This window comes from Siminovitchia fortis (assembly GCF_003605365.2).
Classification (GTDB): Bacteria; Bacillota; Bacilli; order Bacillales; family Bacillaceae_C; genus Siminovitchia; species Siminovitchia fortis.
This window is the reverse complement of record NZ_QYTU02000031.1, coordinates 1-21,282: the sequence shown is the minus strand read 5'-3', so window position 1 is coordinate 21,282 and position 21,282 is coordinate 1. Positions and strand designations below refer to the sequence as shown.

The window sequence follows — 21,282 nt, the reverse complement described above, 5'->3', positions numbered from 1 at the left end:
GGTATCACCCTATTAATTTTTAACCGCTTTTTTCTCTTCTTTAGTTTCCTTTTGATTCCTTTTTTCAAAGTCGGCGATCAACTTATAGTATGCATTTGCCATCATCCAGACGCTTTCTTTTTCATCTTCAAAAAAGTCGATATTATACCCGTCAAGATTATTGTTCAATGCTTTCAAGTAATCTTTCAAAACGATCGAGCCTCCGCCGATAAAGTAGGCGATTTCCGTTTGTGAGTTTCTTTGCCACACATTTCTTAAGTGGCGGTATTGCTTTTTAGCAAGGTCAAGAAGAATGCGGTCGACGATATCATGGACGCTCGTCCGGCTCCCTTTTACCATAATATGGTTTCTATCATTCTTTTTCGTAATGATTTCAACTACATCCCGGCGGCTGTCGAGTTCAACGCCGTATTTCGAACGGATCTCCTCACGAATCGCATCAAGTGACTCGGATACTCCCAGATTGAAGCCCTGCGCACGGTCATCATCCACTTTTCTATTCTTAATTACCGCAATATCTGTAGATAATCCGCCGATATCCTGGATAATGATCCTTCGGTCAATCAAATCCTTATTGATAACTTTCAAATCATTATCCATAACAAGATTGATAAAAGCGGCAAACCCTTCAGGATAAACCTTCACTTCTTCAAATTTAATATTTACCTTGACTCCTTGGTATTTTGGAGTGACCAAAAACTCGACCTGATGCACAGAGCCAAGCAATTTAGAGCGGTAGCCCACATCTTTTCCTTCCTTCACTTCTCTTAAAGGAAGTCCTGTGCCCAAAGTGTAAGTGGCTTCGACCACATTATTGCTCCGTTTGAAAATCTTCTTGTTCTCCTCGCGAACAGCATCAAGTGCCAGCGCGGCAAACAGCATGACAAGCGTCTGGTCTTCTTCCGATTTGCTGCTTCCGGGGTCCAATTCAGTGGCATTGCCGCTTCGCGTCGCCAAATGGCCCACCCGGTAAACAGCGTTATTTTCCTGAAGAGAAGGAGAATGTAAACGAATATGTAATCCATCAAGAGGCTCTTGGTTGTCCAACTCTTCCAATCCGATGACCGGACGGTCTTCGACATCTCTAGCAATAATATTGGGGATATTCATTTCATACTCCATTTTACCGAAAATGCCTTTTAAGGAGTCATTTCCAACATCAATCGCTGCAAGTCTTGAATTTTCCATATAAAAACTATCATCCTTTCTTTTGTGAAACTGCCAAATGGAAATTTCTATAAGTATGATTAAAGATTACCTGAATTTCTTTTTCCGGTCAATGATACATTCACCGCCAATAACACGTACACATTTTCCGTATACTTGTATACATGTTTACTATATTTGTACACAAGCTGATTAATCAGCATGTACACACATTTGTAAACATGTATACTTTTTCCGTACACAACAATACTTATTTTGTTTACATGTTTACATTTTTGTTTACTTCCAAATGTGATCTTATATTCAAATAAAAGCGCTGTCTGATTTTTACTCTTGAAGCTCCCTTAAAAGAAAATAGAGCGATAGAATTAGTGGATAAAATGCAAAAAGAAGGAGAGAAACCCTACAATAAAGGTAGGGTTTTTTTGAAGTTTCAACGAAGAAACGACGAAGTGTCAGAGTCGCAGTTTTTTCTGGATCCGGCAATTGTCAATGAATACTCTCATGAAATCGTGCATCCGGCGGTCAAATTTTCTCAACTCTTCCGGATGGAACTGGGTCCCAATAATATTTCCGTCTTCGCTTTCAAATGCTTCCTTGACTCCGTCAAAAGCATAAGCTGTACATCTCAGGCCGCTGCCCAGTGTATCGATCGCCTGATGATGGAAACTGTTCACCTGCACTTCCTCTTCCCCGCAAATCGAATAAAGGATACTATCGCTTTCTATTTTAATTTTATGGCTCAGCAAAGAACTGCGGTTTCCTTTGTCCAAATGTTTTTCCGGATTCGCCACTTTGGAATTGATGTCCGATAACAATGTGCCGCCGAGAGCCACGTTGATAAGATGGGACCCACGGCAAATCCCAAGCATCGGGAGCCGCTTTTCATATGCTTTATTAACAATCATCATATCCGACTCATCCAACTTTGGGGTAAGAAGGCCAAGCTTTGGATGTAAACTGCCATCATAATGCTTAGGGTGAATGTCATTCCCACCAGTTAGTAAAACCCCGTCAACCATATCCGCCCATTCGCTTGTCATTTCCTCATTACCAAGAGTTAAAACGATCGGGATGCCGCCTGCTTTTTTTACCGCCTCGAGATAGCTGTAATACAATGTATAACTGATATTATCCCTGACAAATTCAAGGTTTGATGTAACTCCAATAATCGGCTTTTTTTCATTCATGGACGTCACTCCCTGCATAAAAGTTCATACCCGTTCCAAAGACCCGAAAAACAACAGTTTGAATAGTTGATTTCGCCCTTTCCATGTTATAATAAAGATATATTTAAAATGTACTTTTAAAATTGGCGGGAGGACTTCCATGAATTACAATTATTTAGACGATTTGAAGGAACTCCTATTGATTGAACATAAAGAACAAACATTTAAAAAAGGCAGCTACCTGTTTCGCGAAGGGGATCTTGCCGACGGCATATTTTATATCCGTTCCGGGAAAGTCCGGATTGGGAAAATAACGCCCGATGGCCGGGAGATCACCTTTCACATTTCCGGCGAGGGGGATTTTATAAGCGAAATCCGGCTGTTTTGTGCGCTATCCACCTATAGGGTCCAAGCGAAAGTGATGGAAGACTGCGTTTGTATAAAAATCGGAAAAAAAGAGCTGGAAGAGAAGCTTTTTCTAAACCCAAGTCTTTCCGTCGGTTTTTTAAAAATGATGGGCACCCAACAACAAAAGACCCAGTCCAAATTCCGGGACCTTATATTGCATGGAAAAAAAGGAGCCCTTTATTCGACCCTGATCCGGATGACGAATAGTTACGGTGTTCAAAGAAATGACGGGATTCTCATTGATCTCCCCCTTACAAACCAGGAGCTTGCCAACTTTTGCGGGATGAGCCGCGAAGTCGTCAACCGTTTGTTGAACGGCTTAAAAGATGAAGGCATCATTAAAATGGAGGACGGAAAGATATTTGTCTGCAGCCTGCAATATTTAAAAGACGAAATCCACTGTGAAAATTGCCCGGCGGAAATTTGCAGGATCGACTAGGACTAACGACGTTATGCCTATATAGTAACTAATCAAGACCGCGACTTATGTTGCGGTTTTTTCTTTTTGTCTAAATTTTGAAGTACTTATGAAGGTCTTGTGAATTCGGACTGAAGTGTGACTTTTATCACAGTAGCGATATGCCGGCAGGGGTACGATTTAAGTAAATCATGAGCGCATTGGAGGGTGTCAATATGGCTAAAAACAAATATGGTGCGGAGCCCAATCTTAAAGGAACGCTTGTCAGTGTTTTTGGTGTTGGAATCATTATGATCATTATGTGGTTTGCGACATATTTTCTTTATGTTGCCAGATAAAAAGAAAAGAAGGTGAGTGTTTATGCATTTTCACAAATACGAGAAAATATGGTTGATTTTCGGTATTTTATCACTGGCCGTATTTTTGAGCATCGTCGGGTTCACCGCCTTTGCACACGGACATGAGCCTGCAGGCGGGATGGACATAATTGATCCGGAAAAAGTCAATGAAACGGCTCCTTTTAATAAACCGGGAGTGCGACAGATCGATGAAAACAGGTACGAAGTGGTAGTGGTCGCCCAGGCATTCGGATACGATCCTTCGGAAATTAAAGTTCCTGCAGGAAAAGAAATCATTTTTACATTAACAAGCACGGATGTAGTGCACAGCTTTACAATCGATAACACGAAAGTGAACATGATGGCCGTCCCGGGAAGGATCACCCATAAAAGCTATACTTTCGATAAACCCGGAAAATATTTAGTTCTCTGCAACGAATATTGCGGAACAGGCCACCATTTCATGTCTACAGAGATCGAGGTGTATGAACCATGATTGCAGTAAAAGACAGAAAGCTTGCGTTATGGAATATCGGGATTGCCTATATCGCTTTTATCATCGGAACGTTTTGCGGTTTGCTCCAGGTTTTCATCAGGAATGATGCATTGCAGCTTCCCAAGTTTCTGGATTACTACCAAATCTTGACGGCACACGGCGTGTTACTGGCCCTTATTTTTACAACGTTCTTTATCTTTGCCTTCCTGATTGCCGGCATGAGTAAAACGCTTGGAGCCTTCGGACCAAAGGTGAGTCTGTTCGCCTGGCTTGGCCTTTGGGTTACAGCAATTGGAACAACGATGGCAACCGTCATGATCATTGCAGGAAAAGCATCTGTTCTTTATACGTTCTATGCTCCATTAAAAGCAAGCGGCTGGTATTATCTTGGATTGGCTTTATTCATCATCGGAACATGGTTATCCAGCTTTGCGCTCCTCGGACATTTTGTCGCCTGGAAGAAAAAGAACAAAGGGAAATTCAGCCCGCTGTTTGCTTACATGACTGTGGCAACCCTGCTTTTGTGGATTATCGCCTGCCTTGGTGTAGTGGCAACGGTTGTCTTCCAGTACCTGCCATGGGCATTTGGTTTTACGGATACGATCAATGTTGAATTGAGCCGCTCTTTATTCTGGTATTTCGGACACCCGCTCGTATATTTCTGGCTGCTGCCTGCTTATATGGCCTGGTACGTCGTCATGCCAAAGATTATCGGCACAAAAGTTTTCAGTGACTCACTCGCAAGATTTTCATTTATTTTGTTCATTCTGTTCTCATTCCCTGTCGGCTTCCACCATCAGTTGACGGAGCCTGGGATCGACAGCTTCTGGAAGTTTTTACAGGTCGTATTGACCTTCATGGTTATTATTCCGACACTGATGACTGCCTTTTCCATGTTTGCTACATTTGAAACCTCCGGACGGGAAAAAGGCGGTACAGGATTATTCGGCTGGTTAAGAAAGCTGCCATGGAAGGATGTGCGTTTCTCTTCCCTCTTCATTGCCATGCTGTTCTTTATTCCAGGCGGTGCAGGCGGAATCATCAATGCAAGTTTTCAATTGAACGAGCTTGTACACAACACACTTTGGGTTGTAGGACATTTCCATATTACAGTAGGAACACCGGTTGCCATGACATTTATGAGTGTGACATTCTGGCTGATCCCGTATTTGACAGGCAGAGAGTTTCCAAAGCACTTGCAAAAGCTTGCCCACATTCAAATCGGGTCTTGGGCGATAGGAATGCTGCTGATGTCTACCGCTCAGCATTTACTGGGACTGCTTGGTGCACCGCGGAGAACAGCCTACTCAGGGTATAACGGCAACGAATCTGCCGCTGAATGGTTCCATGGAATTCTATCAAACCACGTTACTATGGCCGTCGGTGGAACGATATTATTTTTCTCAGCCATGCTATTAGTCTATATCGTAGCAAACTTGATGTTTGTTTCTCCCAAAGTGCAGGAAGAGAAAAATCTTGTTGAATTTCCAATCGCGGAAAGCGATACATCTCATACTTCTAAATTCCTGGAAAACTGGGGAATATGGGTCGGTATTGCACTGGCACTCATTGTTATGGCATATGCCCTTCCGCTTGCCGACATGATCCAGCATGCACCTCCGGGTTCCAGAGGATTCATCACTTGGTAAGGAGTTGATATTATATGTTCATGGTTGTGTCTTCGATGCTTATCGTCGCAATGGTCACCATGGTGATTGGAGTAGAAATTAAAAATTCAACGGATTGATTGGGGTTTTTTGGAAACAGAGGTCTGACCCCAAAAAAAGGCGGAGCAATGCTCCGTCTTTTCTTCTCTAATATGAATGATCGATTCCCAGCCGCTTTGAAAATTCCTCTGCCGCACTGTATCCCTCACGCTGGAGGTACCAGTTAGTGGCAGCGGCTTCGATGAGACCCGCCACATCGCGGCCCGGCTGGAGCTGGATTTCAATATGGGGAATTTTGACCCCCATATAGTCTGTGAACTTGGGCTCGTGCTCCAATTCATTGTTCAGGGAGTCTTCCTGCCATTTCGTCAACTCAATATCCAGGACAATTCTTGACTGGTCCTGGAACGCTTCCCTGCCGTACAGGCGGACTACATTGACAAGTCCTATGCTTCTTAAGGCGAGCAGTTCCCTCGTATGATTGTCGTGCGTGCCAAGGAGCGTCTGTGGCCCAAGTTTTTTCAATGTGACAATATCATCCGCTACAAGCCGATGCCCCCTGCGTATTAATGTATGGGCAGTCTCGCTTTTTCCGATGCCCGATTTTCCCCGCAGCAGGACCCCGATACCCGAAACATTGACACAAACGCCGTGGATGGCCATTTCCGGAGCCAACGCCTTTAACAAATAGGCATCCAGCTTCCTGATGAACTCGGAAGTCGGATCATCATCTGTACGAAGCAGGGGAATCCCTTCCTGAACGCAGTATTCCGTCAAATAGTTCAGGCTATCCTGCTGCGCCGTGATGATGAAGCAAGGAGGATGATAATTCACGATATTCCCTATCCGCAGCTTCTGCTCCTCATCGCTTAGCTTTTTTAAAAAGGTGAGTTCTTTTACCCCAAGCACCTGCACGAGCTCGGTAGGGAAAAAGTCGAAATAGCCGACAAACTCCAAACCCGGGCGATGTGCTCGATTCGTTGTGATTTTTCGGTCCAGGTGGTCTTCCCCAGCCAAAACCTCCAACGAAAATCTATTGATCAATTCTTTAACTGTTATCGTTTTCAAGTCGATGCACTCTCCATATCTAATACCTTATGATTCAGGATTATACTTGAAAAAAGAGGAAACGTCATCATCATAATTCCCTAATTAAAGCGCTTGCATGCTTTTGTCGAAAAATCTCTAAATAATTGTCATAATTGTCCTTTGCCGGAAATAAGCCGGGAATTTTTTTAAAGCATAATAAACGGCGTTATTTGGAAATATTTCCCTCCAATATCCTAATGAGAAGTATGGAAAGGATGAATAAGTCAAATGATTGGAAGTACCTGTACCACTCGAATATAATGTTGTAAAACAAGGATAAAGGGTGTGGAAAGAGATGGAGACATTACATATGTTCGAATATTCTCGCGCCGCTTTATTGATTGCGTTGGGGAATACGAAAGAAGGCACTTGGGACGAACGGATTAAAGGCTTTCCCAATACGATCCGGTGGAACGCCGGCCACATGTACGTAACGGCAGAAGATTACCTAAGCAAAGCCGATAAAACTTACGAAATTATCCACCCTGAGTGGTTCGACTTTTTTATTGATGGGACAAGCCCGTTTAAATGGGACAAAGAACCTCCTGCTGTCGAGGAAATCATGGAAGCATTAAAAAATCAGGGTGAGCGAATAATGGAGTTTTTTAACGGAAAGTTGGATAACGCGGCGTCCGAAACGGTCGACATCCGCTATTTAAAGCTTGATACAGTTGACGCGGCCCTGCAGTTCGTCACCTGGCATGACGGCATTCATTTGGGAATCGTCAAATCCATGCAGTATGTGATGAAATGAAGATTATGGGGAAACAAACGCCTTTTCGCAAAACTTGCAGCTTTTTTCGTGGATCGTAATCACGGGAGTTCATAATAACCGTCATAAATGCTCCCAGCCTCTTCTTTGCTTGCGCGGTTCATCCTGCCGCCTTCCCCTTGTAATACATCTTTATCCGCCATGTTACTTGATTGCAATGAGGAGGCGATATTCCGTGAATCAAATCATTCGGCAGTCTTTATACAAAGCAAATGATCATTCTTCAGTCAAAAATGTAAAGCGGGTTGCAGGCGGCTCCATCAATGAAAGTTTTTTTGTGGAAACGGAGAGAAGCAGATATTTTATAAAGTATCACGTGAATTCGCCCAGCGGTTTTTTCGAGTTGGAGGCAGATGGCTTACGGCTGATCAAATCGACCAAGTCCGTCTCTGTCCCTGACGTGCTCGCCTTTTCTGATAAGAAGGGGGAAGCTTTTCTGGTCATGGAATGGCTGGAGGGGCGCGAAACTTCGAAAACACAAATACAACTGGGAGAACAGTTGGCGGTAATGCACCAAAATTACGGAAAAAAACATGGTTTCAATAAAGATACGTTTATCGGAACGCTTCCTCAACCGAACGGACTTTTTTCCAGCTGGTTGGATTATTATCGTGACAAGAGACTTAAAGCCCAACTTGAACAAGGGATTCGGCAGCAGACAATAAAGGGAAAGCGACGGGATCGTTTGGAAAGGCTTCTTGAGCGGCTGGGAGATTGGATTCCCGATGAGGTCCCTCCTTCTTATTTACATGGCGATCTTTGGGGCGGAAACTGGCTGCCGGGTCCCGGCGGTAAGCCTTATTTAATAGATCCGTCCTTTCTATACGGAGACAGACATTTTGAACTCGCCTTTACTGAACTGTTCGGAGGATTCACACCGGTATTTTATGAGGCATATGCAAGTGAATTTCCAATTGCAGACTATTATGAGGAAATCAAGCCTTTGTACCAGCTCTATTACCTGCTCGTGCACTTGAACATTTTTGGAAAAACGTATGGCGGGCAAGTCGATGCCGTGTTGCAGCGTTATGTGTAAGGGGACAGGCCCCCACTGCGTTAACGCAGTGGGGGCCTGTCCCCTTTTTTCTAATCTTTTTCTCCTACAACGGAAAGAAGAAGGGGATTGCAAACAGCATGATGACAAAAACAATTGCCATCAACGGCACTCCGATTTTGACGAAATCGGAGACCTTGTAGCCCCCCGCCGTCATCACCATTGCGTTTGTAGGGGATGCAACAGGTGTCGCAAAGGCCATGTTCGACGCAACGGCCACTCCTATTAGAAATGTGTACGGGTTGGCATCGATGGTTAGGGCCGCATTCATTGCAATAGGTGCAAACAGGACGGCCGTTGCTGTGTTGCTGATGAATTGGCCGAATGTCATGGCCAGCAGATAGATGCCGGCAAACACACCCAGACTTCCCAATCCGCCAAGCGTCTTGATGATCCCTTCCGACAGAATCATGATTCCGCCCGTTTTTTCCAAAGCTGTAGCGATCGGAAGCATGGCGGCAACAAGCACGATGGTTTCGAAGTTGACCTGGCTGTAAGCATCATCCATATTTCTGAGACAGCCTGTCAAAATCATTAATACTGCCCCGATTAATACAGAGATGACTGTCGGGAAAATTTCAAAAGCCATAAGAATTACCATCAACAGAATAATACCTGCTGCGATGGGCGCTTTGCCGCTTGCGGCGGCCGCGCTGGCATGTTCCTGCGGCTGCCCGACAACGACTACGTCGTTCGTTTCCCTCGCCAGCAGCTCTATCGAGGCCCAAGAACCCTGAACAAGCAGCGCATCTCCGAACCGGAGCTTCTGCTTTGACGGCTCGCTTAATACATATTGCCCCTGGCGGTTGATGCCCAGTATATTCAGGTTATATTTTTCCCTGAATCCGATACTTTTGGCCGTCTGATTAATTAATTTCGAATGAGGGGTCAACAGGACTTCCGCGATTCCGAGTTGCTTTGACACCAGCTCATCGGCCTCGGACTCCTCTTCTTCAAACATTAAATCAAAGTCCTCCACCATTCTTTCCACGTTTTCCAACTTTCCCTGAACGTAAAGAATATCCCTTGGCTGGATCACACTTTTGGGCCCGGCCATCTCATGGTAGGTCATTGGCAATAAATTCAGGCCCTCCGCCGATCTTCTGACAATTTTTAAAATATATAATTGGTAATTCTCCGGAGTTTTCAATTCAGTCAGCTTTTTGTCAACCATTTCCGAATCCTCCGGCACCCTTACACGGAACAGGCTTCCTCCGAGCTGATAGTCAGCCGCCAGCTTTTCAGGAGAAAGTTGATGCTCGTCATCCGCATTCCCCCTGCTTTTTCCCTCCGGAAGCAATTTGTTGCGAACAAAATATAAATAAACCATGCCCGTAATGACACCAACAAGACCAACCGGTGTAATTTCAAAAAAGCTTAACTTTTTATAGCCATTTTCAGCAAGTGTTTCACTTACAATCAGGTTTGCAGGCGATGCTATAAGAGTGAGCAGTCCGGAAAAGCTGGCGACATACGACAGCGGTATTAAAAATTTCGACGGTGTGCTTTTTATACTTACAGCAATGCTCACTACAATTGGCAGCATAATGGCAACCGTACCCGTATTGCTCATAAATGTTCCGATCAGCGCCACAATGAGAAGCAAAATGACAAACAGCCTGTTCTCGTTATCCCCTGCGGACCGAAGTACGAAGTTGCTGGCCATTTGTGCGAGCCCTGTACGTAAAATCCCAGCGCCAACAATGAATAATCCGGCAACCATAATGACAACCGAGTTGGAAAACCCGACAAGGGCCTCTGCCGGACTTAAGATCCCCGTCAGAACAAATGCCAACAATGACATGACAGCCACTAAATCCGCCCGTATCCGGTTGGACATGAATAAAATAATTGTGATACCCAAAATGATAAATGTCAAAATAAGGTCCAAAGTCGTCTGAATCCTTTCTTAGATGCTTATTTCCATTGTATAGTAAAACGCCGGGAGGATTCGCGCATATTTGTGATGAAATCGTGCAATTACACCGCCGGTTCGCGCAATGGTGGTCCAGGCTTCTGCAATTAAAGTGGCAATTATGGTAAAAGCCGTGAAATTCGGCGATAGATTTTCGCAGTATATACAATAGATGCCTCGCTCTATTCGTTCGGCCCAATCACTCTTTTTTCCACATCGGGGTTTTCCCCTTTTTCTACCCGTTTCTCCAACGTGGCTCGCCAATTTGACGACAGAGCTTCACATTGGGACAGCCATTTTGCCTCTTCTACATTATCTTTATCCACATGCATGATTGTATTACATTTTTCAACAGTCCAATGCGGGTATGGCCGTTCAAGCAGAGCCAAATCCTGTCCGGCTTCAACGTACCCCTCTTTTAATACACGGTAATACCATCCGGTTCGGCCTGAATTTTGCAAAAGCAAAGCCAGGCTTTTCACTTTAAATCGGCGGGCAGGCTTCCAGCACGGCTGTCTCGGCTGCGATACCTGAATAACAGCTTCGCCGATTTCATAAATGTCTCCGATTGAGACAGATGCTTCAAGCTGGTTTTTCAGCGAAAAATTTTCTCCCATTCCTCCTGGAAAGATTTCTGTTTCAGGCAGCTTTTTTTGCCAATATAAATAGTGCTCCAATGGGTAGGCAAACACCGCCTTCTCAGGGCCGCCATGATGTTTCAAGTCTGCCTGCCCGTCTCCGGCCAAGTTTGTTTTTCCCAGCCATACAGGCCCTTCTATAGGCTCTTTAAATATCCCGCTCCTCCACTCGCGATCCATTGGAAGAGCAGCATCCTTTTCACCGACGGTCTTCGGCTGACCGATATAGATTCGTTCCAACCACACATCCATTTCAGTATCCCATCCCCCGGTTTCTTGATGATTATATTTTAGCTTTCTTTTAAAATCATTGCCAAAAAAGAGCAGGAAGCCCTATCCTGCTCTTGATTTTCATTTATCCATTCGAAAAATCAAAATCCGTTCATTATCATTCTGCTCATATAAGTAATCAAGCCGGACTTCCTCCACAAGCCTGAACAGAGTTTGATTCAGCAAATAATATACATATTCGTTGGACGGGTAATACAAAATCAAATCTATCGTCCGGGGATGGTTTTCACCGGACTTCAAAATATGCTGAACAATTGTCATAAAAATCTGTGCCGAAAAAGGGTTGAAAAAGAAAAACACATTATCCCGCTGCTGTATGTCATATTCCTGCGCAAGGATACATTGAAATTCGACGCTTCCTCTTTGCCTTTCTGCTGTAGCTTGCTTTGTTCTTGAGCGCATCCTCATACAAAGCGGGATTCATCTCGATTCCGACAACAGAAGCCTGGAAATGGAAATTGACGTAAAAAGGGACCCTTCCCTTTCCGCATCCCATATCCACGAGGCAATCATCCGCAGTCAGTCTGTAACGCGAAAACAATTGGTCTAATACAGCGTAAGGAGTCGGCTCATATGGATTATAATGCGGTTCTGCCGGAAATATCCGCTGTTCCCCGGTAGTTTTTATCGCTAAAAGTTTATCGTTCTTATATTCAATCATCATCCGGCTCCCATTCCTTCAATTTCGCTCCCTGCTAAACATTTTACGCTATAAGGCACGAAAAAACCCCCGGATTGATTTCCAAGATTTTTCCTTCCGCTTGATTCTATTTTTCACATAAGGCTCAACTCATCGTTCTTCGCGGGTTTTCGAAACAGCGGCAACAATCGGCAGTTTAAAATAAAAGCTGCTCCCCTTCCCTTCTTTGCTTGTTGCCCCTATCTTTCCGCCATGATAATCGATAATCTCCTTTGCAATGGCCAAACCCAGTCCAGACCCATTTCCCGCTACTTCATGGCGTCTGCTTTTGAAAAAGCGATCGAATACGAGATTTATTTCTTTTTCATTTATACCGGCTCCATTGTCTTCGACTTTGATCATAAGCTGCCGGTCTTCGTCCTTTGCCACTTCCAATTTGATGATGCCGCCGTCTCCAATGAATTTTTGTGCATTTTTAAGGAAATTGACGATCACTTGCTCGATCCTGAGTTTATCCATCAGCACAAAGAGATCTTCATTATCAGCAATTGAATCTTCATAGAGGAATGAAATTCCCTGTTCTTCTATATCTATCTTGTATTTGTCATAGATTTTTCTTGTATACTCCCGTGCATTGACTTTTTTCCTGTTAAAAGTAATCTCCCTATTCTCTATTTCCGTCATATCATGCAAATCATTCAGCATCCTGGAAAGGTACAGACTTTGCTCATGGACGAGCTGGATGAATTTCTTGTCGGATTGGATCACGCCGTCCAAAATCCCTTTCGTATATACCTGTATGGTTGTCAGTGGGTTTGCGATCTCATGATAAATATTCCGTATCCACTTGCTTCTTGATTGATGGGCCTCGTTTAACTTTTGATTGGCCGTTTGAAGATCCCTGTTCATTTGCCGGAGTTCCACCGTCCGGTCATGCACTTGCTGTTCCAGCGATGCATTCAGCTTCGCCAGATCACGTGAAAGCTCTTCAGTTTGCTTAAAAGATTTCGAATAATGCCGTGAAATAATAAACGATTGCGTGAATAAAAAGAAGGACAGACCGACTGATGCCAGTTCAGTTGTTTTGATCAAATGGTTATAGAGCAGGATATCATTAATAACCGCCAGAAAGATCAGCAGATTGGCGATCGCATTCAACAGGGAACTCTCCCGTTTTTTCATGAGAGCCTTCATATCGACATAGATCAAATAGATAAAAATAACGACAATTAATAGTTGAAGGAATCTCATTGTATTTGTAAAAACAAGGGAGGGGGTCAAGATAACAAAAAGGCTGTAGGACGCCATCACAGCAACGATGGCATTCCTTATCCTCACATTCATATCTTTAGGAAACTGGGTATATGTATACAAGGCAAAAAACAGGATGCCGAGAGATGCTCCCAAATATTCCAGCTTGTTCCCCCATTCCCAGCTTAAAAATGGCAGGGTATAAAAAGCCAGAATGCCATCCAGCAGTACCGCTCTTACCGATACGAGAAAACAGACCAGCCCGAAAAAAAGCAGCGGCAGCTCACTTCTGCGCAAAGCGAATAAAGCCGCATGATACAGCCCCATCACGACCAAACTCATAACAATCATTGAACGAAAAAGGATTTTCTTTTCCCGATATTGGGCAATCACCTCAGGTTCTCCTATTAAAATAGAGTCAAAGATCCCCGCTTTCCGCTGATAAAAGTTGGACACTTGCACCACAATTTCAATTTCCTGATCATGAACCTGAAATTGAACCATTCTGGGGACATTTTGCGGCTTCATTAAATCTTTGCTTTTCCCAACGACGCCGCTTCCAACTTTAGGCTCACCATCAATCCATAGTTTATAGGCCGATGAAGCGCCCGGTATATAAAGGGCCTTCGCTGTTCCTACTTCACTTTGCGGCAACACTAATTGCAGGCGATAGGTCGCATATCCCTGTTTGGGCAGCTTTTCGCCGTCCAGCTCATAGTTGCTCCACGGGCTGGGGACCTTCACCAAATCGGGAGGCTGCTGATTCCCATTTTTGAGATCATCGGGCAAAAGAAGTTCATGCCAGTAAAACTCCCACTCTCCATTTAACTCTTTTGTACGAGTCTCCGGAAAATTGTTCATGATATACAATCCATTCCGGACATCCTCCACCGATTTTTCCCCCGAACATGCTGACAAAAGTAAAATAATCGAGAAAAAAAGGATTTTTTGTATTTTTTTCATCATGGACACCCTTGCCATACCCGAACTTTAGTCCTAATTTTACCTGAATAGCTTTCAATTTTTCCAGAAATCGTTCGACAATATTTGTAAAGTTATGAATAAAAGCGGCTAAATTGATATAATACTTAAATACTAGTCTGATTATTTATGCTTTCGCTATATGAAGGTGGTGGATCTGCATCCTTTTCCCAAAAGAGAGGTTCTCTCGTGACTGAAGATAAGAAGGGGGATTGGCATGAATACAATTAAAATATTAATTGTTGAAGATGAGCAGCCACTCATAGACATTCTCCGCCTTTATCTGGAGAAGGAAGGGTTTACCGTCATTTCATCCTCCAGCGCTTCCGAGGGAATGCGTTTAATTGATAAAACGGCACCCGATATTCTCTTGCTTGACATTCACCTTCCAGATCAAAACGGTTTTGATGTTGCCCGGAAATTCAGGGAGAAGTCAGACGGAGTCCTCATCTTCATCAGCGGTGAAAAGTCGAAAAGGACTGTACTCGAAGGTTTTGAGATCGGCTGCGATGACTTTATCATCAAACCATTTGACCCCGTTGAATTGATTGCCAGAATCAAAGCAAACATCAGAAGAACCGGATTGGCAACTTCTGATATTTTGAAGCTGGGAAACTTGACAATCAACCTTATCAATAAGACGGTTCACAAAAACAACGAGAAAGTCGACCTTTTTACCAAAGAAAAAATGCTTCTCTTCTACCTGGCCCAAAACCCAAACCAAGTATTTAGCGCAGAACAGCTATATGATCGTATATGGGGAATGGACTCAAATGCGGACCTGAAGACTGTCCAGGTCAATTTAAGCACATTGAGAAAAAAGATTGAAGATAACCCTAAAAAGCCGAAATACATACAGACAGAGAGAGGATTCGGTTATAAACTTTCCATGAAAAATTAATAAACTGAGTATTTCACCCTGAATTTTCCCAATAATAAGCACCGTTTTCTTTCCATAAAGACTAATTAGCTCCCATTTCAGCACAAAAGCAGTCTTTCCTTAACAAAAAACAAATAAATTTTCCCAATATTTCAGTTTTTTAACCTGCTTTTAACCTTTGTACTATAAAATGAATCCAAGAGCTGCAGATACATAAGGAGGGGTCCCTTATTTTTAAAGTGGCATTGGATCAAGAGTGGGTGGAGCTGATCATGCTGGCTAAGCATATGGGATTGACATTGGAAGAAGTCAGGGAGTTTTTACGAACGACTGGCAGAAGGCCCGGTATTTCAATGCCGGGATGAATGCCAGTAGCATAGATTAAAAAAAGAAATCGGCCCTTGCATTTATTTTTTAAATATTATATTATTAATACAGAACATGAGTTCGAAAGATGTAACCTTTGTCGTGATGAAACCCACGAAAGATAGGCATATCTCCTGTCGCAAGACAGTGGGTGCAAATGCCTATTGGTGTTATAGGTCAAACACCGGATGCGTACGTTAAGTTGTGAGAGCCGACCGCAAGGGAAGCCTCGAGCGAGTCACCTCTCTCGACAGAACGATTTGTGCGCGAACGTCGTGTGGAAAAGCTCCAGTCCGCAGCCAGAACCTCATCCGGAAAGGGAAAAGCACAAAGTACACACGCGCCATTGCTATTTGTCGCAATGGAACCGTGACCCTTGGGGAGCCGGGAACCTCCCCATTTCAATGGCGAGAGGTTTCAGTGAAAGAACAGATGAGAACAGAGAAAATCACGGGTTAATTCATTAGGTCCAGCCCTAATCAATTACCCGAATTTTTTTATGGATGACAATCATGTCCTTTGAAATTATTTTTTAACAAACCATTTGCTGTCGGGTCTTTCACGCGGCGTGACATTCATAATGAAATATCCAATGATCAAGATAAGGATGACAAGCGAATAAAACAGCGTGTTAATGGGATGATCGTGGTCGACGATGATTAATCTGATCATGGCTGTAATGCCGATATAAAGAAAATACCTCAGTGGGAAATGGTAATCTTCCTTAAAGTATTTAACGATCATAGTGATAAATTCAAAGTATAAAAAGAAGAGAAGGATGTTCGCCAAAAACAGCTTGTAATCACTGTTCTTGGTTTGGATAAGGATCTTGCTGAATACAACTAATTCCTGAACAAGCAGAACCGATAAAATGATGCCAAGGAAAACAAGGGAAAGATTGAGAACCGTCTGCAGCACTCTTGGAACGATTTGCACCAGCGACATATCTTTTTTCAGTTTTATCATATACGCCTCCTTTGACTGTGTCTATTTTTATTTTAAACGAACTTCTAAAAGAAGTCCCCACTTTAAGCGGCGATAGCCGGTAAGTGGGGGAGGAATTTTAGTTTGGGGAACCCAAAGGGTTTTGTTATAGGAACACTTATTTCCTAGCGGGCCAAAAGAACACTATAATTGGTAATCCATTATCTGGGTATCGTGCATCCTTTTTTCTGCCCTCCGGCAACGGCCGTTTTCTCAGAACCGCCGGCGAAAACCCCTTAGCCGATTCGATCTTTAATCGGCTAAGGAGGGGAGGTTCATCCTAATTGATCAATGACTGCAGCGGCGCAGGGATGCGCCCGCCGCGGCGGATGAATTTTTCCGAGCTGAAGGCGTTGACTCCCAATACGGGCGCCCGCCCAAGCAGTCCGCCAAATTCGACCATGTCCCCTTCTTTTTTTCCCGGAACAGGGATGACACGGACGGCTGTTGTCTTTTTGTTGATCATGCCAATGGCCGCCTCGTCCGCTATGATGGCGGCCAATGTCTCCGGAGATGCATCGCCGGCGAGTGCAATCATATCCAAGCCGACAGAGCAAACGCACGTCATGGCTTCAAGCTTGGATAAGGTCAGCGCCTCATCCATGATTCCGCGGATCATCCCTTCATCCTCACTGACTGGGATGAACGCCCCGCTCAATCCGCCGACGTAGGAGCTCGCCATGGCGCCTCCTTTTTTGACCGCATCATTCATCAAGGCAAGCGCAGCAATCGTTCCGTGGGTTCCAACCCGCTCCAGACCGATTTCCTCTAGAATTTCCGCCACGCTGTCATTGAGTGCATTTGTCGGTGCAAGCGATAAATCCATAATTCCGAAAGGCACATCCAGGCGGTCCGCCACGACCCGTCCGATCAATTCGCCGGCACGTGTAATTTTAAAGACGGTTTTCTTGATGACATCCGCCACCTGTCCAAGATCGGCATCAGGATGGCGCCTCAAAGCATTCAGAACAACGCCGGGCCCGCTGACCCCGACATTAAGGACAGCCTCGCCTTCGCCTGTTCCATGGAAAGCGCCCGCCATGAAAGGATTGTCTTCAACAGGGTTGCTGAAAACAACAAGCTTCGCGCAGGCAAGTCCGTTTTGGTCTTTCGTCCTTTCCGCAGCCTCTTTGATGATTTTTCCCATCAGGCCCACGGCATCCATATTGATGCCCGTCCTCGTCGTTGCCACTGAAATTGAAGAGCAGACCCGCTCTGTCACGCTCAGCGCCTCCGGAAGCGCATCAAGCAGCGTTTGATCTCCTTTCGTGATCCCCTTATGTACAAGAGCCGAATACCCTCCGATAAAATCTATGCCAAGCGTCTTAGCTGCTCTATCAAGCGTTTTGGCCAGTTCAACCGCCTGCTCTTTTGTGGCATTGCCTAAAATTTCCGCAATGGGCGTTACGGAAATACGCTTGTTGACAATCGGAATCCCGTATTCTTTTTCCACTTCTTCAGCAACGCTTTTCAAGCGGCCGGCATAACCCGTGATTTTCTCGTATACGCGCTTGTTCATTTTTTCAAAATCAGAATCTGCACAATCCGACAGGCTGATTCCCATTGTAACCGTACGTATGTCCAGGTTTTCCATCTGGACCATTCTGATTGTTTCCATCATTTCAGTCAAAGCTATATTCATGGTCAAAACCCCTTCTTATATCCGGTGCATGGATTGAAATATTTCTTCCCGTTGAATATTGATCTTCTGTCCGATCTTGTCTCCAAGTTCGTCAAATTGTTTCTGCAGAGAATCCAGGTTTTCAATTTCAGATACATCGACCACCATCATCATTGTAAAAAAGTCCTGCAAAATCGTCTGGCTTATATCAAGGACATTCACCTGATTATCGGCGAGTATATTTGTCACACTTGCAATAATGCCGACCTGATCTTTTCCCACAACACTTACTACTGCACGTCTCTTCTCCATTCGCAAGTCACCCCAAATGTATTTTTAAAAACAAAAAAAGATTGGATTTGCTCCAATCTCAAAGATAGTAGAATAACATACAAAAATGTTCGTAAGTTACTCTTCTGTCCTTTTGCCTGAGATTGTGAATCCTTCGGCGCCGCGCATTGCGGTCTCTCCAGAAGCTGCTCTTGTTATAGTGTTACCCATAACCCTCATCGCTTATTTTTAGATGCTAAGTTATTTTATCAATCAATATAAAGGATGGTCAATAAGTTTTTCCTGATTCACAAGTATTGCGGAGAAATTGTTAATTGAGACTTCCACCGTAAACGGGCAAGCAGGCTTTAACCATTGGGATTCTTAAATGGCTAATCGTTCGCAGTCCATTTCTGTTTGGACAATCTTTACTGGCTTTCCTTCAAATCCCATCCTTACCTCCGTTCCAGGCAAATTTTAATAGATTATGTCGTATTTGAGTTATTATTCGTTCCAAGATTTATGAAAATAAACCATTATTCACCATTTGTAACACAAATACTATCCCTTTGAAACATTCTTGTTACATTCGCTTGTTATACTGAGCCTACCAAGAACAAAAGGGGTACGTTATTTTGAAGAAAATTGTCATATCAGCCTTAACAGCTTTATTTCTAGTATTTGGTTTTACAGGAGCTTCCTCAGCCGCCGGCACTACATATAAAGTTCAAAAAGGCGATACATTATGGAAAATTGCTACTAAACATAAGGTATCCGTCAATCAGATCAAAAGCTGGAACGGCCTGAAAAGCGATACAATCAGGATAAACCAAGTTTTAAAGATTACTAAACCTGCGGCAAAGTCCACAGCAAAAAAGGCACCGGCCAAGAAGGCACCGGCTAAAAAGGCACCCGCCAAGAAAGCACCGGCTAAAAAGGCCGCATATAAAACAATGAAAGTAAAAGCGACCGCTTATACAGCGAAATGTAAAGGATGCAGCGGCATTACCGCTACTGGCATCAACCTGAAGAAAAATCCCAATGCAAAAGTCATTTCTGTTGATCCAAAGCAAATTCCTCTTGGATCCAAAGTCTATGTTGAAGGATACGGGATGGCAATTGCAGGAGATACTGGCGGCGCCATTAAGAAAAACAAGATCGATCTTCATATGCCAACGAAAAAGAAAGCTCTGAATTGGGGCGTAAGAACTGTAAAAATCAAAGTCTATTATTAGAACTTCCAAACCCGAATGCATTTGCAGCATTCGGGTTTTTCGTTGTGCGCCCGGCATGGGCGCAGGAACAATAGGCCGGGACCTCAGCCCCACCTAATTTTTATATCGATTGACAACATGGATCCCGCCTGAAGCGGAAATAATGCTGCCGGTAATCAAATCTGAATCGTCATCGCATATAAAACCGATCAGCCGTGCAATATCCTCTCCCGTACCGGATCTGCCGATCGGTGTCTGCTCATCTTTTATTTGCCTGGCCATCTCAATATCCGCTTCTTTCATCTCGCCGACAATGTCTCCCGGACAGACCATATTGGCCGTAATTCCATATTCCGCTTCTTCTAAGGCGATCGTCCTCGTCAGTGACGCGAGCCCCACTTTGGCTGCACTGAATGCGGAACGGTACATCCATCCAGGGGAATGCTCCGCATCCTGAAAACCGTATGTGATGATTCTGCCGAACTTTTGCTTCCTCATGACAGGGATGGTTAGTTTTAAAAAATGGTAAACAGCATTTAAATTCCCGTCAATCATCTCATACCATTCGCTGTCTTCGTAATCCATCAGCTTTTTCCGCTCAAAAATATACGGCCCGGCATTATTGATCAAATAATCGATTCTGCCGAATCTGCTCACCGCCTGCTCAACAATGTTGGCGATATCTTCCTTTTGGGTTACATTCCCCTGGACAAATTGTAACTGCCCCTTATAAGGCTCCCATTCTTTTATGAGCTCTTTTATCCTGTCTTCATCGCTGTAATAATTCACGGTCACACTGCAGCCCCTCCGAAGGAATTCCTCGGTAACTTTACGGCCAATCCCTTTTGAGCCTGCCGTGATAATTGCATGTCTCATTTCCCTCACCTCTTCACCCTTTCACAGCATTGCGGCGATTACCGATTGATCAGAGATAAAAATTCCATCCGGGCATCCGATCTTTCTTCAAACAATCCCCTGACAGCTGTTGTTGCCGTTGATGAGTTTGACTTTTTAATCCCTCTTCCGCACATGCACATATGTTTCGCTTCAATCACCACCATGGCTCCCTGGGGCTCCAAGATTTCCTCGATTGCATCCGCAATCTCGTTTGTCAGCCTTTCCTGAACTTGGAAGCGTTTCGCATATCCTTCCACCATCCGGCCGATTTTGGATAACCCTGTAATCTTGGCGTCAGGCATATAACCGACATGGGCTACGCCAAAAAACGGCGCAAAGTGATGCTCGCACATGGAGTAGAATTCGATATTTTTAACCAAAACCAATTCTTTATGTTTTACATCGAAGGTTTTTTCCAAGTGGACAGCAGGATTTTCCTTATATCCTTCCGTATATTCCAGGAAAGCTTTTAAAACCCTGTATGGTGTTTCTTCGAGGCCTTCCCGATTCGGGTCATCGCCGCAAAGCTCGATAAGGTTTCTGACACCTTCCATAAAATCTTGAGATTTATCTATTTTTTCCGCTATGTCAACCGAGTCTCCCGAAAAAAGATCCGGAAGCTTTTCGGAAATTAATTTCATATCAGCAGGCATTCTTTTGACCTCCTTTTTTACATACAGATCTATTATACATTAACAGGCTGATTTGTTCTTTTTTGAAAAATTGTCTAGTAAGAAAAACCGGGCAAAAACCGCC

Annotated in this window: 20 protein-coding genes, 1 pseudogene and 1 riboswitch; of the genes and pseudogenes, 9 read left to right on the top strand and 12 right to left on the bottom strand. The window is 44.0% G+C overall.

Going from position 1 to position 21,282, the window contains the following annotated elements:
- Positions 1-12: 12 nt before the first annotated feature.
- The gene (locus D4N35_RS13040; protein WP_120074347.1) at positions 13-1,188 is read right to left on the bottom strand and encodes a ParM/StbA family protein; all 1,176 of its coding nucleotides are present in this window, start codon (positions 1,186-1,188) and stop codon (positions 13-15) included.
- A 434-nt stretch (positions 1,189-1,622) separates the two neighbouring features.
- Complete coding sequence (locus D4N35_RS13035; RefSeq protein ID WP_164876371.1) at positions 1,623-2,357, bottom strand: gamma-glutamyl-gamma-aminobutyrate hydrolase family protein; 735 nt, start codon at positions 2,355-2,357, stop codon at positions 1,623-1,625.
- 139 nt (positions 2,358-2,496) lie between these two features.
- Here D4N35_RS13035 and D4N35_RS13030 point away from each other — a divergent pair, with 139 nt between their 5' ends.
- The 4 genes from D4N35_RS13030 (at position 2,497) to D4N35_RS13015 (ending at position 5,645) form a co-directional block, all read left to right on the top strand.
- Complete coding sequence (locus tag D4N35_RS13030; protein ID WP_120074343.1) at positions 2,497-3,183, top strand: Crp/Fnr family transcriptional regulator; 687 nt, start codon at positions 2,497-2,499, stop codon at positions 3,181-3,183.
- A gap of 194 nt (positions 3,184-3,377) precedes the next feature.
- Entirely contained in the window at positions 3,378-3,500 is a 123-nt protein-coding gene (locus tag D4N35_RS13025; RefSeq protein ID WP_120074341.1) for a cytochrome C oxidase subunit II, read from the top strand.
- 22 nt (positions 3,501-3,522) lie between these two features.
- Positions 3,523-3,996: a cytochrome c oxidase subunit II gene (locus tag D4N35_RS13020; protein WP_120074339.1), complete on the top strand. Its 474-nt coding sequence runs from the start codon at positions 3,523-3,525 to the stop codon at positions 3,994-3,996.
- Positions 3,993-5,645: a b(o/a)3-type cytochrome-c oxidase subunit 1 gene (locus D4N35_RS13015; protein ID WP_120074337.1), complete on the top strand. Its 1,653-nt coding sequence runs from the start codon at positions 3,993-3,995 to the stop codon at positions 5,643-5,645. Before D4N35_RS13020 ends, D4N35_RS13015 begins: the two co-directional genes overlap by 4 nt.
- A 165-nt stretch (positions 5,646-5,810) precedes the next feature.
- On the opposite strand, the gene hprK is transcribed toward D4N35_RS13015, so the two are convergent.
- Positions 5,811-6,731 carry an HPr(Ser) kinase/phosphatase gene (gene hprK / locus D4N35_RS13010; protein WP_120074335.1) on the bottom strand — a complete coding sequence of 307 codons (921 nt, stop codon included), beginning with the start codon at positions 6,729-6,731 and terminating at the stop codon, positions 5,811-5,813.
- A gap of 331 nt (positions 6,732-7,062) precedes the next feature.
- On the opposite strand from hprK, the gene D4N35_RS13005 reads away from it, so the two are divergent.
- Positions 7,063-7,506: a DinB family protein gene (locus D4N35_RS13005; protein ID WP_164876370.1), complete on the top strand. Its 444-nt coding sequence runs from the start codon at positions 7,063-7,065 to the stop codon at positions 7,504-7,506.
- Between the two features lie 193 nt (positions 7,507-7,699).
- Positions 7,700-8,560, top strand: coding sequence for a fructosamine kinase family protein (locus D4N35_RS13000; RefSeq protein WP_235870386.1), 861 nt, complete (start codon positions 7,700-7,702; stop codon positions 8,558-8,560).
- 64 nt (positions 8,561-8,624) lie between these two features.
- Here D4N35_RS13000 and D4N35_RS12995 read toward each other — a convergent pair whose 3' ends face one another.
- The 4 genes and pseudogenes from D4N35_RS12995 to D4N35_RS12980 form a co-directional block, all read right to left on the bottom strand.
- Positions 8,625-10,418: an SLC13 family permease gene (locus D4N35_RS12995; protein ID WP_208646304.1), complete on the bottom strand. Its 1,794-nt coding sequence runs from the start codon at positions 10,416-10,418 to the stop codon at positions 8,625-8,627.
- Positions 10,419-10,675: 257 nt separating this feature from the next.
- Complete coding sequence (locus tag D4N35_RS12990; protein WP_120074327.1) at positions 10,676-11,383, bottom strand: MOSC domain-containing protein; 708 nt, start codon at positions 11,381-11,383, stop codon at positions 10,676-10,678.
- A gap of 99 nt (positions 11,384-11,482) precedes the next feature.
- A pseudogene (locus D4N35_RS12985) lies at positions 11,483-12,083 on the bottom strand (class I SAM-dependent methyltransferase).
- Between the two features lie 129 nt (positions 12,084-12,212).
- On the bottom strand, positions 12,213-14,204 hold the full coding sequence (locus tag D4N35_RS12980) for an ATP-binding protein (protein ID WP_164876369.1): 1,992 nt from the start codon (positions 14,202-14,204) through the stop codon (positions 12,213-12,215).
- 307 nt (positions 14,205-14,511) lie between these two features.
- Here D4N35_RS12980 and D4N35_RS12975 point away from each other — a divergent pair, with 307 nt between their 5' ends.
- Entirely contained in the window at positions 14,512-15,195 is a 684-nt protein-coding gene (locus D4N35_RS12975) for a response regulator transcription factor (RefSeq protein ID WP_120074323.1), read from the top strand.
- A gap of 218 nt (positions 15,196-15,413) precedes the next feature.
- Positions 15,414-15,539, top strand: a complete 126-nt coding sequence (locus tag D4N35_RS12970) for an anti-repressor SinI family protein (protein WP_164876368.1) — start codon at positions 15,414-15,416, stop codon at positions 15,537-15,539.
- A gap of 526 nt (positions 15,540-16,065) precedes the next feature.
- Here D4N35_RS12970 and psiE read toward each other — a convergent pair.
- From psiE to D4N35_RS12955, 3 genes are all read right to left on the bottom strand, one after another.
- On the bottom strand, positions 16,066-16,506 hold the full coding sequence (gene psiE / locus D4N35_RS12965) for a phosphate-starvation-inducible protein PsiE (protein WP_120074319.1): 441 nt from the start codon (positions 16,504-16,506) through the stop codon (positions 16,066-16,068).
- A gap of 298 nt (positions 16,507-16,804) precedes the next feature.
- Positions 16,805-18,166, bottom strand: a complete 1,362-nt coding sequence (locus D4N35_RS12960) for a PFL family protein (RefSeq protein ID WP_120074317.1) — start codon at positions 18,164-18,166, stop codon at positions 16,805-16,807.
- Positions 18,167-18,181: 15 nt separating this feature from the next.
- Positions 18,182-18,457, bottom strand: coding sequence for an ACT domain-containing protein (locus D4N35_RS12955; protein WP_120074315.1), 276 nt, complete (start codon positions 18,455-18,457; stop codon positions 18,182-18,184).
- A gap of 94 nt (positions 18,458-18,551) precedes the next feature.
- Positions 18,552-18,628: riboswitch (glycine riboswitch) on the bottom strand.
- A gap of 422 nt (positions 18,629-19,050) precedes the next feature.
- On the opposite strand from D4N35_RS12955, the gene D4N35_RS12950 reads away from it, so the two are divergent.
- Positions 19,051-19,650, top strand: a complete 600-nt coding sequence (locus tag D4N35_RS12950) for a 3D domain-containing protein (RefSeq protein ID WP_120074313.1) — start codon at positions 19,051-19,053, stop codon at positions 19,648-19,650.
- A 93-nt stretch (positions 19,651-19,743) separates the two neighbouring features.
- Here the strand turns inward: D4N35_RS12950 and D4N35_RS12945 are convergent, their stop codons facing one another.
- Positions 19,744-20,505, bottom strand: a complete 762-nt coding sequence (locus D4N35_RS12945; protein ID WP_120074311.1) for an SDR family oxidoreductase — start codon at positions 20,503-20,505, stop codon at positions 19,744-19,746.
- A 38-nt stretch (positions 20,506-20,543) separates the two neighbouring features.
- Positions 20,544-21,179 carry a GTP cyclohydrolase I FolE gene (gene folE / locus D4N35_RS12940; protein ID WP_120074309.1) on the bottom strand — a complete coding sequence of 212 codons (636 nt, stop codon included), beginning with the start codon at positions 21,177-21,179 and terminating at the stop codon, positions 20,544-20,546.
- Positions 21,180-21,282 lie beyond the last annotated feature (103 nt).